At 59.3% G+C, this 13,146-nt stretch carries 10 protein-coding genes; 4 read left to right on the top strand and 6 right to left on the bottom strand.

Features of this window, described 5'->3' with window-relative positions; translation table 11 throughout:
• Positions 1-20 precede the first annotated feature (20 nt).
• Positions 21-1,145: an RHS repeat-associated core domain-containing protein gene (locus M2401_RS12880; RefSeq protein WP_259103221.1), complete on the bottom strand. Its 1,125-nt coding sequence runs from the start codon at positions 1,143-1,145 to the stop codon at positions 21-23.
• Between the two features lie 132 nt (positions 1,146-1,277).
• Entirely contained in the window at positions 1,278-2,171 is an 894-nt protein-coding gene (locus tag M2401_RS12875; protein WP_259103220.1) for a LysR substrate-binding domain-containing protein, read from the bottom strand.
• 210 nt (positions 2,172-2,381) lie between these two features.
• On the opposite strand from M2401_RS12875, the gene M2401_RS12870 reads away from it, so the two are divergent.
• Both M2401_RS12870 and M2401_RS12865 read left to right on the top strand, forming a co-directional pair.
• The gene (locus M2401_RS12870) at positions 2,382-3,656 is read left to right on the top strand and encodes an MFS transporter (RefSeq protein WP_259103304.1); all 1,275 of its coding nucleotides are present in this window, start codon (positions 2,382-2,384) and stop codon (positions 3,654-3,656) included.
• Between the two features lie 18 nt (positions 3,657-3,674).
• Positions 3,675-4,949 carry a glucarate dehydratase family protein gene (locus M2401_RS12865; protein ID WP_259103218.1) on the top strand — a complete coding sequence of 425 codons (1,275 nt, stop codon included), beginning with the start codon at positions 3,675-3,677 and terminating at the stop codon, positions 4,947-4,949.
• 111 nt (positions 4,950-5,060) lie between these two features.
• Here the strand turns inward: M2401_RS12865 and M2401_RS12860 are convergent, their stop codons facing one another.
• The 4 genes from M2401_RS12860 to M2401_RS12845 all read right to left on the bottom strand — a co-directional run bounded on the left by M2401_RS12860 (position 5,061) and on the right by M2401_RS12845 (position 8,189).
• Complete coding sequence (locus M2401_RS12860) at positions 5,061-5,828, bottom strand: SDR family oxidoreductase (protein ID WP_259103216.1); 768 nt, start codon at positions 5,826-5,828, stop codon at positions 5,061-5,063.
• A 23-nt stretch (positions 5,829-5,851) separates the two neighbouring features.
• Entirely contained in the window at positions 5,852-6,919 is a 1,068-nt protein-coding gene (locus tag M2401_RS12855; RefSeq protein ID WP_259103214.1) for a phosphotransferase family protein, read from the bottom strand.
• 198 nt (positions 6,920-7,117) lie between these two features.
• Positions 7,118-7,432, bottom strand: coding sequence for an SCP2 sterol-binding domain-containing protein (locus M2401_RS12850; RefSeq protein ID WP_259103212.1), 315 nt, complete (start codon positions 7,430-7,432; stop codon positions 7,118-7,120).
• Between the two features lie 55 nt (positions 7,433-7,487).
• Positions 7,488-8,189, bottom strand: a complete 702-nt coding sequence (locus M2401_RS12845; protein ID WP_259103210.1) for a histidine phosphatase family protein — start codon at positions 8,187-8,189, stop codon at positions 7,488-7,490.
• 209 nt (positions 8,190-8,398) lie between these two features.
• On the opposite strand from M2401_RS12845, the gene sohB reads away from it, so the two are divergent.
• Positions 8,399-9,421, top strand: a complete 1,023-nt coding sequence (sohB, locus tag M2401_RS12840) for a protease SohB (protein WP_259103208.1) — start codon at positions 8,399-8,401, stop codon at positions 9,419-9,421.
• Positions 9,422-9,505: 84 nt separating this feature from the next.
• On the top strand, positions 9,506-13,075 hold the full coding sequence (locus M2401_RS12835; RefSeq protein ID WP_259103206.1) for an NEL-type E3 ubiquitin ligase domain-containing protein: 3,570 nt from the start codon (positions 9,506-9,508) through the stop codon (positions 13,073-13,075).
• The last annotated feature ends 71 nt before the right edge of the window (positions 13,076-13,146 follow it).

The following is a 13,146-nucleotide window of genomic DNA, read 5'->3' as shown; positions in this document are numbered from 1 at the left end:
AAAATAAAGTGGTTGGCTATTCACTTCATAGGTAGTGGATTGGGTGCTCTTCTAACACTGCGAGCTTTTTCCAAGTGGTCACGTATAGCAGCTGTATGGCTCCAGCCCCCACGATTGAAGTTTCGTGAAACCGCGTCTCGAAACCCGCCTCTAAATGAATCGATTGACTCCATCGGGCCGCCTTTAGTTAGATACTTCATTGCGTGCTCGTCAAAATCAGCAATCGCTTGTATCCCAAATGGGGTTCCTAAAATGTCACCGCCTGCTTTTTGAAGTTTTGGATGCTGTTTTATAAGGGAGGTGAGTGAGTTATCGAATATTCCCATCGTTTCAAGTGCGGGCAACCTACCTTGCTGTCGAAGAACGCTTGTTGAAGAGAAAGCGCGTAACACCGCCTCTCTCGCTTTTATTGAAGCGAACTCGCTCACCTTCTGTTTAAAACTTTCAGCGACAATGACTTCACCCGCTCGAGTTTTTGATGGTGCAAAATGCTTCCCTGCTCGCGACGCTCCCTTCCCACTCAGGCCCTTGGCGAACGATCCAGCAAAGCGATTTCCAGTGGCCTTCAGTGCTCCAACCCCTTTCCCTATACCCGTGACCATTAAATCGGCCAAGACCTTCGACAATCCACCAAAATGCCCCGTCGGATCGACCATTTTTACTGGATTCCCCAGACAATAGGCATAGGCATTCAGACCACCCTTGCCAAACGGGCTCAGGCTATCCGGGCTATTAAAGCGCATCAATACCGGGTTGTAGGCCCGATAACCATTACCCAGCAGATAGTGGCCTGTAACCTGATCAGCTTTTTCACCATTGAAGCCGGGCAATCCGGGTAATGTCAGGATATCTTGACGATGGCCGTAGGCAGAGTATGCGACAGGCGTTTGCGCCTGCTTGGTGTTTGCCTGTAAGACGCTGTTGTTTCTATCAGTGGCCAGCATTACGTTGCCGGATGGATCAAGCTGCGCGAGAAGCGACGTCTGTGCCCGCATGAATGTACGTTGCTCGGTACCTTGCAGTGTGGTCGCCAAAATCCCGCCTTTATAGAAATGTCGCGCAATCGCTTTAGCCAGAGGCGTGACTGACGCCAGGAGGTCTAATGGGTCGTAACGATAGTGACAAAGTCTGTTTGTACCCGGCATGATCGCAATCCCGCTTAAGCGCCTGAACAGGCCTAACTTACGCCCCGAGACACGGCAGTACTACTAACAGAAGTACTAGTACCCATTTCTCGAAATGGGTACTAGTGTTAAACGTTTGTCAGGCAAAACTGTTCAATCGACCCTCACCGCCGCTCGAATCGCCTCCAGCAACATGCGGCATGCCGGGTTGTCGTTATCGCTGCGCCAGGCCAGGTGCAGTTCGCTCTGCACACCCTCATCCAGTTCAATGGCGCGAAAGGTCACGTCCTTGAACACCACCGAAGTGGCGCAACGCGGGACCAACGCCAGGCCCATGCCGGCGTTGACCAGGGCCAGGATGGTCAATGACGAACCCAGCCATTGCACGTATTCCGGCGCCACCTGGGCCGAACGGAACATGCCGGTGAGCAATTCGTTGAAGGGCGGATAGGCCGAGTGGGAGTACATCAGAAAGGGTACGCCATTGAGGTCGCGCACTCCGACTGTTTCGGCACGGGCCAAGGGGTGGCTGCTGGGGATGGCGAGGATAAACGGCTCGCGCACCAGGCACTCACTTTCATAGCCCGGCTGGAACAGCGGCGCGCGGACAATGCCCAGATCAATGCGCCTTGCACGCAGGGCTTCGTGCTGCTGATGAGTGTTCATTTCCGTCAAAGAAATCTTCACATGGGGCTGCTTGAGCCGCGCCTCTGCGATGACCTTGGGCAGAAATTCATACACCGCACTGCCGACGAAACTGATGCTTACCGAGCCGATATCGCCTTCGGCGAAGCGCCGGGCGGCGAGGGCTGCCTGTTGTGCGCGCTCGAGCAGGCTCTGGGCTTCAATAAAGAATGCGCGACCGGCGGCGGTCAGGGCCACGCTGCGGGTGCTGCGGGTAAACAGCTCGACGCCCAGATTATGTTCGAGCAACTGGATCTGCCGACTCAAGGGGGGCTGGGTCATGTTCAGGCGCTCGGCAGCACGACGGAAATTCAGTTCCGTGGCGACGGTGGTAAAGCAGCGCAGTTGGGCCAGTTCAAACATTGATATATTCCAGGTATCAATCAAGTGCAAATATAGATTAGACGGGAACAATACCGGCGTCCATCATCGACTCATCCCTATAAAAACCAACAACGGGAGAGTCGCCCCTTGAATAACGTCCCTGGCACATCCGCCGGTGCAGCGCCTGATTCAACTCTGGCCCGCGCCGCCGCGAAAGTGAAGCGCCATGTGCTGCCCCTGTTTGTGGTGATGTTCATCGTCAACTACATCGACCGGGTCAACATTGGCTTCGTTCGTACCCATCTGCAAACCGATCTGGGCATAGGCGCTGCAGCCTATGGTCTGGGTGCCGGCTTGTTCTTCGTCGGTTACGCGCTGTTCGAAGTGCCTTCCAACATGCTGCTGCAACGCTTCGGCGCCCGTGCCTGGCTGACGCGCATCATGTTTACCTGGGGCGCGGCCGCCATGGCCATGGCGTTTGTTCGTGGCGAGACCAGCTTCTACGTGCTGCGTTTTATTCTCGGTGCGGCAGAGGCAGGCTTCTTCCCCGGCATCATTTATTACTTCACCCAATGGCTGCCTTCCACCGAGCGTGGCAAGGCCATGGCGATCTTCCTCAGCGGTTCGGCGATTGCCTCGGTGATTTCCGGTCCTGTGTCGGGCGCGCTGTTGAGTGTCGAGGGGCTGAGTCTGCATGGCTGGCAATGGATGTTCCTCATCGAAGGCTTTGCCTCCATCGTGCTCTGCGGCTTTGTCTGGTTCTGGTTGCAGTCCCATCCCCGGGAAGCCAAGTGGCTCAGCGACGAGGAAAAAGCTGCCCTGACCCAGGCCATCGATGCAGAGCAGCGGGCGCGGGAAGCAGCGCAGACGGTGCGGCCGTCGATGTTCAAGTTGCTGGCCGACCGGCAGATCATGCTGTTCTGCTTCATCTACTTCTCCATTGCCCTGACCATCTACGGCGCGACCTTCTGGCTGCCGAGCATGATCAAGAAAATGGGCAGCCTCAGTGACTTCCAGGTGGGCCTGTTCAACTCGGTGCCGTGGATCATTTCCATTGTTGCCATGTACGGTTTCGCTGCGCTGGCCGCGCGCTTCAAGCATCAGCAGGCCTGGGTCGCGGTGACGCTGGTGATCGCTGCGTTCGGCATGTTCATGTCCACCACCGGCGGGCCGATCTTCGCCTTCATCGCCATCTGTTTTGCCGCCATCGGTTTCAAGGCCGCGTCGGCGCTGTTCTGGCCGATACCCCAGGGCTACCTGGATGCGCGTATCGCTGCGGCGGTGATCGCCCTGATCAACTCCATCGGCAACCTCGGCGGCTTCGTCGCCCCGGCAACCTTCGGCTTTCTTGAACAGACCACCGGTTCCATTCAAGGCGGGCTTTATGGCTTGGCCGCCACGTCGCTGCTGGCGGCGGTGGTGATCTTCTTTGCCCGCACCACGCCGCGAGGTGAACCGCGCCGCCCGTCTTTGGCTGAGTCCGCCAATACCGTACTCAGCACACCTTCCAGCCCAAAACCCTGATTGATCGGGAGCATTCTTTTGAAAATCACACGCGTAACAGTCACGCCAATTGCCTTTCGTGATCCACCGCTGCTCAACGCCAGCGGCATCCACGAGCCTTTTGCCCTGCGTTCGATCATCGAAGTAGAAAGCGACAACGGCTATATCGGCCTGGGCGAAAGCTACGGCGATGCACCGGCCCTGGCTATCCAGCAGCAACTGCAAAGCCAGCTGATCGGCCTTGATCCGTTCGATCTGAACAAGCTGCGGCGTATCGTTCAGGCCACCGTTGCTGCCCATAGGCCAGCCAGCCTGGCCGGCGCCGAACTGGCCCCCGGCTCCCATGCCAGCAAGGCGGTGAGCAATGCCTATTCGGCCTTCGAAGTGGCGTTTCTCGATCTGCAGGCCCGCTCCATGAACCTGCCGTTGGTGGATTTGCTGGGCGGTGCGGTGCGTGATCGGGTGCCGTTCAGTGCCTACCTGTTCTTCAAGTATGCCGAGCACGCCCAGTCCCCCTACGCGCCAGACAGCTGGGGCGAGGCCTTGAGCGAGGAGCAGATCGTCGCCCAGGCCCGGCGCATGATCGAGGCCTATGGCTTCAAGAGCATCAAGCTCAAGGCGGGTGCTCTGGACCCGGAGCATGAGGTGTCATGCATCAAGGCGTTGAAGAAGGCATTTCCCGGCTACCCATTGCGGATCGACCCCAACGGCAACTGGTCCCTGGAAACCTCGATCCGCATGGCCGAACTGCTCGGCGACGACTTGCAGTACTACGAGGATCCGACCCCTGGCCTGGATGGCATGGCTGAGCTGCACAAGCGCACCGGCCTGCCTCTGGCGACCAATATGGTGGTCACCGATTTCGACGAGTTCCGCCGCAGCGTGGCGCAGAACAGCGTGCAGATCGTCCTTGCCGACCACCATTACTGGGGCGGCCTGCGCGATACCCAGGCATTGGCGAAGATGTGCGAGACCTTTGGCCTCGGCGTGTCGATGCACTCCAACTCGCACTTGGGCATCAGCCTGATGGCCATGACCCATGTCGCCGCCGCGGTGCCGAATCTGGATTTCGCCTGCGATACCCACTACCCGTGGCAGGAGCCGGACGAGGAAGTGATCAAGGGCGGCAAACTGCCTATCGTTGATGGCTGCGTGCATCTGACCCGCGAGCCGGGGCTGGGCCTTGAGCTGGACTATGACCAGTTGGGCAAGCTCAACGACCAGTTCCTCAGCTGCGGGATTCGCCAGCGTGACGATGTGAAGCAGATGCAGAAATACAAGCCGGAGTGGAAGGCCGTTAAACCGCGGTATTGAGCCGACTTCCGTTGGAGCGAGGCTTGCCCGCGAACCGATCGACGCGCAGTGTCAGAAAAACCGCGTCGTATCATTCTTGGGCAAGCCTCGCTCCAACGCTGGTATGAGGCGTCAGGAGAGGAAACCACCATCCACATTCAGCGCCACACCCGTGGTGTAGCTCGAGGCATCGCTGGCCAGGTACAGCACCGCGCCGGCCATTTCGCTCGGGTCGGCCACGCGCTTGAGCGGGATCTGCGCCAGGGCGGTCTTGAGGATCGCGTCGTTCTTGACCAGCGCCGAAGCGAACTTGGTGTCGGTCAGGCCCGGCAGCAGGGCGTTGCAGCGGATACCGAAGCCGGCGCATTCCTTGGCGAAGACCTTGGTCATGTTGATCACGGCTGCCTTGGTCACCGAATAGATGCCCTGGAACACGCCGGGGGAGACGCCGTTGATCGAGGCAACGTTGATGATGCTGCCACCGCCGTTGTCGCGCATCAGCTTGCCGGCTTCCACCGACATGAAGAAATAACCGCGAATGTTCACGTCCACAGTCTTCTGGAATGCGCCGAGGTCGGTGTCCAGTACGTTGCAGAACTGCGGGTTGGTCGCGGCGTTATTGACCAGGATATCCAGGCGGCCGAACTGTTCGCGGATCTGCGCGAAGACGCTGCAGATCTGCTCCATCTCGCCAATATGGCAGGCGATGGCCGTGGCCTGGCCACCGTCGGCGATGATGGCGTCGGCAACCTGCTGGCAGCCGTCGATCTTGCGGCTCGAGACGATCACATGGGCGCCCTGTTGCGCCAGCAGTTTGGCAATAGCTTCGCCGATACCGCGGCTGGCACCGGAAACGAAGGCGATCTTGCCGTCGAGGTCGAACAGTTGGGTCTTGGACATGCTGTCTTCCTTATAGGTCGCAATCAGAGACTGGATTTGCCGATCACTTGCAGGGCCATGTGCTCGAGCAGCTTATTCATGTGAATGAACTGGGCGAAGCGCTTGTCCTGAGTCTGGCCGTGGAAAAACCTGTAGTAGATCTGCTGCACGATGCCGGCCAGACGGAACAGGCCGTAGGTGTAGTAGAAGTCGAAGTTGTCGATGGCGATGCCCGAACGCTCGGCGTAGTAGTCGACAAACTGGCGACGGGTGAGCATGCCCGGCGCGTGGCTGGGCTGGCGGCGCATCAGTTGCACCGGTGCCGGGTCGTCGGCTTCGATCCAGTAGGCCAGGGTGTTGCCCAGGTCCATCAGCGGATCGCCGAGGGTGGTCAGCTCCCAGTCGAGCACGCCGATGATCTGCATCGGGTTCGCCGGGTCGAGGATCACGTTGTCGAAGCGGTAGTCGTTGTGGACGATGCTGGAGACCGGATGGTCGGCGGGCATCTTTTCCAGCAGCCAGTCGCGGACCTTGTCCCAGGCCGGGGCATCAGGGGTGAGGGCCTTGGCGTAACGGTCGCTCCAGCCGCTGATCTGCCGGGCCACATAGCCCTCGGGCTTGCCCAGGTCAGCCAGGCCGCATGCCGTGTAATCAACCCGGTGCAGTTCGACGAAGCGGTCGATGAAGCTTTTGCACAGCGCTTCAGTCTGCCCGGCATCGAGGTTTAGCTCGGCAGGCAGTTCGGCGCGCAGGATGATGCCCTTGACCCGCTCCATCACGTAGAACTCGGCGCCGATCACCGATTCGTCGGTGCAGTGCACGTAGGCCTTGGGGCAGAAGGGGAAGGCATCACGCAGCTGATTGAGGATGCGGTACTCGCGGCCCATGTCATGGGCAGACTTGGCTTTGTGGCCGAACGGCGGGCGGCGCAGGACGAACTCCTGTTCGGGGTATTGCAGCAGGTAAGTCAGGTTCGATGCGCCGCCGGGAAACTGGCTGATCGCCGGGCTGCCGCTCAGGCCGGGAATGTGCGCCTTGATATAAGGATCGATGAGCGCAGTGTCGAGTTCTTCGCCGCTACGGATCTGAGTGGACTGGTCGGTGAGCGCCATGCTTATCCCTTCTACTTATTATGGAGCGCACAGATCATTGACTAATCTAATGCAGCTCACAAGCTGGAAACGGCCTTATAGGCCAGCGTGTTGCAGGTCAATCAGTGATCTTGATCAAGCTTTTCAGCTTTTTCAGCGACAAAAAAACCGAGGCCTGGGCAGACCTCGGTTTCGTGTGCATCAGCGTTGTCGCAGGCCTTATGCCGGGAACAGTTCGCTCAGCTTCATGGCCAGCATCATGTCGCCTTCGGTGCGCAGCTTGCCGCCCATGAACGCCTGCATGCCGTCGGTCTCACCGCTGACGATGCCTTCCAGAGTAGCGGCGTCCATGACCAGGGTCACTTGTGCGTCAGGGTTTTCGCCTTCCTGGAGCTCGCAGGTGCTGTCCTTGACGATCAGGGAGAAGTGTTTGTCTTCGTCGATGCGGAAACCGAAAACCAGGTCCAGGCCAGCGGCGGCGCTTGGGTTGAACTTGGCTTTCATTGCTTGAACGGCGTCGGCTACAGAGGTCATGGTTCGATCCTTTTTCTAGTGTGGGTACAGCGTCGCAAGACGCGGTGTGCCGGACTCAGCGATAAGTGATGAGTTCCGGCGTCCTCAACAGTTGCAGATGTGCGTGACTGTTGAAGGAAGCCAGTGCCACCTCGCGCCCGCGAAACTTCAGCAGGTTCAGCGAGGTATTGACGATTTGCCAGTTGAGCTCGAATGCCTGAGCGACCGGTATTTGCGTAATCAAGTGAAGCAGGGCGGTGATGGTGCCGCCAGAAGTAAACACGGCGATGCGTTCATGGCCTTCGGCGCTGTCAAGCAGCCGGTGCAGGCCGCCCTGAACCTGTTCGAGGAACTGCTGCCAGCTTTGCAGGCCGGGGGTGTCATATTCGCCGCTGACCCAGCGGGCGATGACCAGGGCAAACAGCCGCTGGAACTCGGCGCGGTGCTCGGTGGCGTTACGCATGACCTCCAGAGCCTGGGGTTCGTCGTCGAGCATGGCCGGGAGCAGGGCGCGAATCACCGCTTCGGCATCGAACTCATCGAAGGCCGCATCGATTTCCAGCGCCGGTGCTGCGTTCGACAACTGCGCCAATGCCGCGTCGGCCGTGTGCTGCTGGCGGCGTAATGAACCGGCGATGCAACGGTCGAGGCTGATATCCATCTGGGCCAGGTGGGCGCCGACCAGTTCGGCCTGACGAATGCCCAGCGCCGACAACACGTCGTAGTTGTCGGCACCAAACGAGGCCTGGCCATGTCGTATCAAATAGATGCTGCCCACGTCCGTGTCATCCCGGTACGGTGAAGGTTTGGCGAGGTTATGAGGATGCCGGTGGGCTGTCAATGAAAATTCATACGTTTGTTTGAATGGTCTTTCCCTGTCGTGGAAACTTCGTACAAACGCTCTGGCTGGTCGGCGGCGGGTCACGTCGGTATGCTTGGACGTTCGCGCCCCTGTCTCGGGGGGCGTCATGCAATTGAGGAATATCTGTGGAGTTTTTAGCCGATTACGCCAGTTTTCTGGCCAAGACGGTCACACTGGTGGTCGCCATTATCGTCGTGCTGGTGTTTATCGCCGCGCTGCGTGGCAAGGGCCGTCGCCGCACGGCAGGGCAGATGCAGGTCACCAAGCTGAATGATTTCTACAAGGGTCTGCGTGAGCGCCTTGAGCAGTCGCTGCTCGGTAAGGACGCCCTCAAGGCCCTGCGCAAGCAACAAGGCAAGGCGCAGAAGCTGGAAAAGAAAGCCGCCGAGGTCAAGCCACGGGTCTACGTGCTGGACTTCGATGGTGACATCAAGGCATCGGCCACCGAAAGCATGCGCCATGAGATCACCGCGCTGCTGAGCGTGGCCACCGACAAGGACGAAGTGGTGCTGCGCCTGGAAAGCGGCGGCGGCATGGTTCACAGCTATGGCTTGGCGTCCTCGCAACTGGCGCGGATCCGCCAGGCCGGCATTCCCCTGACCATTTGCATCGACAAGGTCGCGGCCAGCGGCGGTTACATGATGGCGTGCATCGGCGACAGGATCATCAGTGCGCCGTTCGCCATCCTTGGCTCCATCGGCGTCGTGGCGCAGCTGCCCAACGTCAATCGACTGCTGAAAAAGCATGATATCGACTTCGAAGTGCTTACTGCCGGTGAGTACAAGCGCACTTTGACGGTCTTCGGCGAAAACACCGAGAAGGGCCGGGAGAAGTTCCAGCAGGACCTGGACATCACCCACGACTTGTTCAAGAACTTCGTTGCCCGCTACCGGCCACAACTGAGCATCGACGAAGTGGCTACCGGTGAAGTCTGGCTGGGCATGGCGGCCCTGGACAAGCAACTGGTCGACGAACTCAAGACCAGCGACGAATACCTGTCCGAAAAAGCCAAATCGGCAGACGTCTTCCACCTTCACTTCGCCCAGCGCAAGAGTCTGCAGGAGCGGGTAGGGCTGGCGGCGAGTGGTTCGGTGGATCATCTGCTGACCCGCTGGTGGAGCCGTCTGACTCAGCAACGCTTCCTGTAACTGGCTGCGGTATCTATTTAAGCTTTTTCTGCAAAACGCGTTGATAGGCTGGCCATTTCTTCCAATTGAATGAAATGGCCCACTATGCCGAACACTATTGTCTACCCGGCCGACCATCCATTGATGGCCGCCTATATCACCGCCCACGGCAAGATCGTCAAAAGCCCGCGTGGCTTTGCTCGCACCCAGATCAGGAAATACGCCAAGACTCACTGGTCTGTTGATCTCGACCCGGATGCCACGCGCATCGTCACCCTGACTTTCAATGAAAACTCAACGCCTTGTCCCGCGACGATTTTCAGCGCCTTGACGCTGACCGAAGCCGCCGTTAAGCGCTATCAAAAGCACTTTGGCTGGCTGAACGGTATTGGTCATGCCGTGCCCTATCGCGACGGCGGCATCGCAATGCGGCAGGTCGAGCAGTTGGCGGCAGATGCACGGGTATTCCTCAGCGAAGGCCTGTACAAAGACAGCTTTCCCCAGATATATGACCCCTCGACCCACGTCAACGTAAGCCCCGAGGTCTTCAAGGCGTTTGTCAAAGACCTGGATCTGCGTAAGCGCTATCAGGCGTATCTGAAGAAGTTCTGGTCGGTGAATGCCCGCCATTACCCGGTATTGATCAAGGCGGCGTTTATCAAAGCGGTGCTGCTCCAGGCCGCTGAGAACAGCCTGAGTGAGGTGGACCGGTTGCTGGCACTCAGCGCCGTGGGGCTGCCAGATACACAGCAGTGGAGCACATTGACGCCTGATCAGCTTGAGGGCCCGACCCGTGCGGCCCCCCATGTGCAGATCGCCCCGTTGAAGATCCATCGCTATACCTCGACGGATATCCTGCTGATTCGGGACACGCGCCACCCGCGTGTGCTGCTGTATATTCCGGGCAATTCTTCTCCCGTCCATGGCTTTGCCGATGAACATGCCATGGCTGACTGGTTGGCGGCGCAATGCCGTGACCCGCGCAAGCGAGCGGCGCTGGAACTGCATTTCCGTGAACGGGATGATCACGACGGTCTGTTTGTGAGTGGTTTGGGTGCGACACTGGAAGGTGTGGCGGTCTATCCCCATTGGCTCAGCTACGACAGTGGCGCCTGGCCGCCCCGGCACCTGATTCACGCAGGCAAGACGATCAGCGGCGATCCCTTCGTGCTGCTGCGCAGGCGGATGCAGCAACGCCTGAACTCGGATGCAGGCTCGGTGATCCGTACATCGGCCGACGCGCTGCTCAATGGGTTGAGCGAAGGACTGTCCAGAAGTCTGCTGGTGACTGGCGTGATTGCTCTGGTCGTGCCTGAAGCCATTCCATTTATTGCCGGTCTGTCCGTCACCCTGATTGGCACCGGCACTGCCCAGATTGTCCGAAGCAACAGCCTGAAGCAGCGTCAACAGGGGCTGCAGCGCGTTGAGTTTGGGCTGTTCAATGCCGTGCCCCTGGCTGCCGGGGAACTCATCGGTGCTGTCGAGGGAGCAGAGGCTGCGGTTGACCGGGTCGAATCGAGCGTCACTCTGGCACAGCCGCAGGCCGCGCTACGATTTACCAGTCAGCCGCCCGGATTGGCCTCCCTTAGCCCATCGCTACGCCAGTCCCTGCGTACTTTCGAGGCGCCGGCCAGCACTGTTGAGGGCGCGCCGACGATCCCCGGTCCCAACGGCATGCTCGATATCCATCATGCCGATGGTCGTTACTTACTCACTATTCATGACAAGGCCTATGAGGTTCGCTGGGAAGACGCTGTGCGCCAATGGCGAATCATCTCCCCTGATGGCAAGGGCGAGGTCGGGCCCTTCGTCCGGCAACTGCCCAACGACCAATGGGATATCGATAAAGGCGGGCTAAAGGGCGGCATGGATAGCGGGCCGCCAGTACCGGCGGGTGAGCCTTGGGTGCCGGGATTGTCACTGGATGAGCGAGTCAAGGCGTTGTATCCGGGCTTCTCACCGCAGCAGGTGGCTGAGTTTCTTGCCGGGCTGCGTGGCAGTGGTGTGGCGCTGGAGGTGCAGCTGCTGCAACTGGCAGCGGATTATCAGGAGCTGGAGCAAAGCCTTGAACGTTGGATCAGTGGTCCGTTGCGTTGGGGCCCAAGGATCGACGGCGTTTCGATTCCCGTATCAAGAGAAGCCCGCAGCCGGGCGGCCGATATCATCAAGCGTTGCTGGCAGCGGCAAACCCCGGTCGAAGGCCTGGCGGCGCGACATATCGAGGGCTATATGCTCAATCTGGCAAGCATTCCCTTGGGCGATCTGCCGCCATTGCCGGGTGATTTCAGTCATGTCACCGCCATTAACCTGTCGGCAACTTTTACCTCGCATCTGAATGCCAGTGGCTTGCTGATCAAATGCCCGAACCTGCGTTGGCTCAATCTTGAGCATAACTTTCTGGAGCGGGTGCCCGACGGCATAAGGGGGTTGGCGCAACTGACCCGCTTGAGCCTGGCCAATAACCGTATCGAACTCAGTCTCGAGATGATGAATACCCTCAGGACGTTGCCAAGGCTCAAGCAACTGGACCTGTCCTTCAACCCGCTGGGCCCGATGCTGGATGTGAGCAGCATGCCCGAGCTGATCAATCTGTTCCTGCGTCATACCGGCATCAGCGCGCTGCCGGCCGGGGTCTGTGATCTGCCCAATCTGTTGGCTCTGGATTTGCGCAATAACCTGATCACCACGCTGCCTGAAGCCTTTTTCGAGCGGGGGAGGTTGCTGCAGCACAGCCTGCTCGATGGCAACCCGTTAGTTCCGATAGCGCGCGGTCGTTTGGCGATCCTGCGGGTGCCCCTCGTCGAGCAGCCACAGGGCGGGAGCCTCGACTTCTGGCTGGCGCGAACCCCGATGGCGCAGCGTGCCAGGCGCAGGGATGTCTGGGATCTGCTGTTGACCCAGGAGCACGCGACCGATTTCTTCGAGGTGATTGCCAGGCAGCAGGGTTCTGCCGATTTCGAGATCGACCCTGAAGGTGTCAGCGAACGCGTGTGGAGGGTGCTGGAAGCGAGCGCGCAGGACCAGGCATTGCGCGGTCGTCTGGCGGGCATGGCCGCTCATCCGCAGACCTGTGCCGATGGCGCGGCGGTCATGTTCAGCAACATGGAACTGGAGGTGCTGGTCAGCCGGGCCAGGGCCCAGGTTGTTGCCGGAGCTGAAGGGCAGTCGTTATTGAAGTTGTTGCGTGGCCTTTACCGGCTCGAAGAGGTAGATGCCATTGCTCGCCGAGATGCTGCTGGCAGGATCGATTTCGTCGAGGATGTCGAGGTGATACTGGCCTATCGCACAAGGCTGGCCAGCCGCCTGGAGCTGCCGATCAATACCCGCAGAATGGTCTATGGCGATGTTGCGGATGTTTCGCTGCAGGTCATTGCGCGTACCGGGCAGATCGTTCTCGGCAACGAAACTACGGCACGCCTGGCGGAGTTTGCTCTCGGCCGTGAATTCTGGGTGGATTACCTTGAGCGCCACTACGCCGATCGGTTCGTGCTCTGTCGGCAGCCGACCGCAGAACGGATGGAAGCGCTGGATGAAAGATTGGAGAAGGAGTCTATGAGCGATGCGGCCTACAAGGACGCGGCCGATGCGCTGATGCGCCAACGGCGTGATGATGAACGGGCATTGATGAAGCGATTGACGGAGGAGGAGTTGGCGGGAGAAAAGAGGAGCGACTGAAAAAGCTCGATATTCCTGTAGGAGCGGCTTCAGCCGCGAGAGCGCTCTCCCGGCTAAAGCCAGTCCTACAG

It is taken from the genome of Pseudomonas sp. JUb42 (assembly GCF_024807945.1).
Lineage (GTDB): Bacteria > Pseudomonadota > Gammaproteobacteria > Pseudomonadales > Pseudomonadaceae > Aquipseudomonas.
This window is presented reverse-complemented; position numbering and strand designations above follow the sequence as displayed.

Coding starts and splice junctions, on each gene's coding strand:
- M2401_RS12850 (WP_259103212.1), bottom strand. CDS start 7,432: ATGACCTCTGTAGCCGACGCCGTTCAAGCAATGAAAGCCAAGTTCAAC.
- M2401_RS12875 (WP_259103220.1), bottom strand. CDS start 2,171: ATGTTTGAACTGGCCCAACTGCGCTGCTTTACCACCGTCGCCACGGAA.
- M2401_RS12880 (WP_259103221.1), bottom strand. CDS start 1,145: ATGCCGGGTACAAACAGACTTTGTCACTATCGTTACGACCCATTAGAC.
- M2401_RS12855 (WP_259103214.1), bottom strand. CDS start 6,919: ATGGCGCTCACCGACCAGTCCACTCAGATCCGTAGCGGCGAAGAACTC.
- M2401_RS12860 (WP_259103216.1), bottom strand. CDS start 5,828: ATGTCCAAGACCCAACTGTTCGACCTCGACGGCAAGATCGCCTTCGTT.
- M2401_RS12870 (WP_259103304.1), top strand. CDS start 2,382: ATGTTCATCGTCAACTACATCGACCGGGTCAACATTGGCTTCGTTCGT.
- M2401_RS12835 (WP_259103206.1), top strand. CDS start 9,506: ATGCCGAACACTATTGTCTACCCGGCCGACCATCCATTGATGGCCGCC.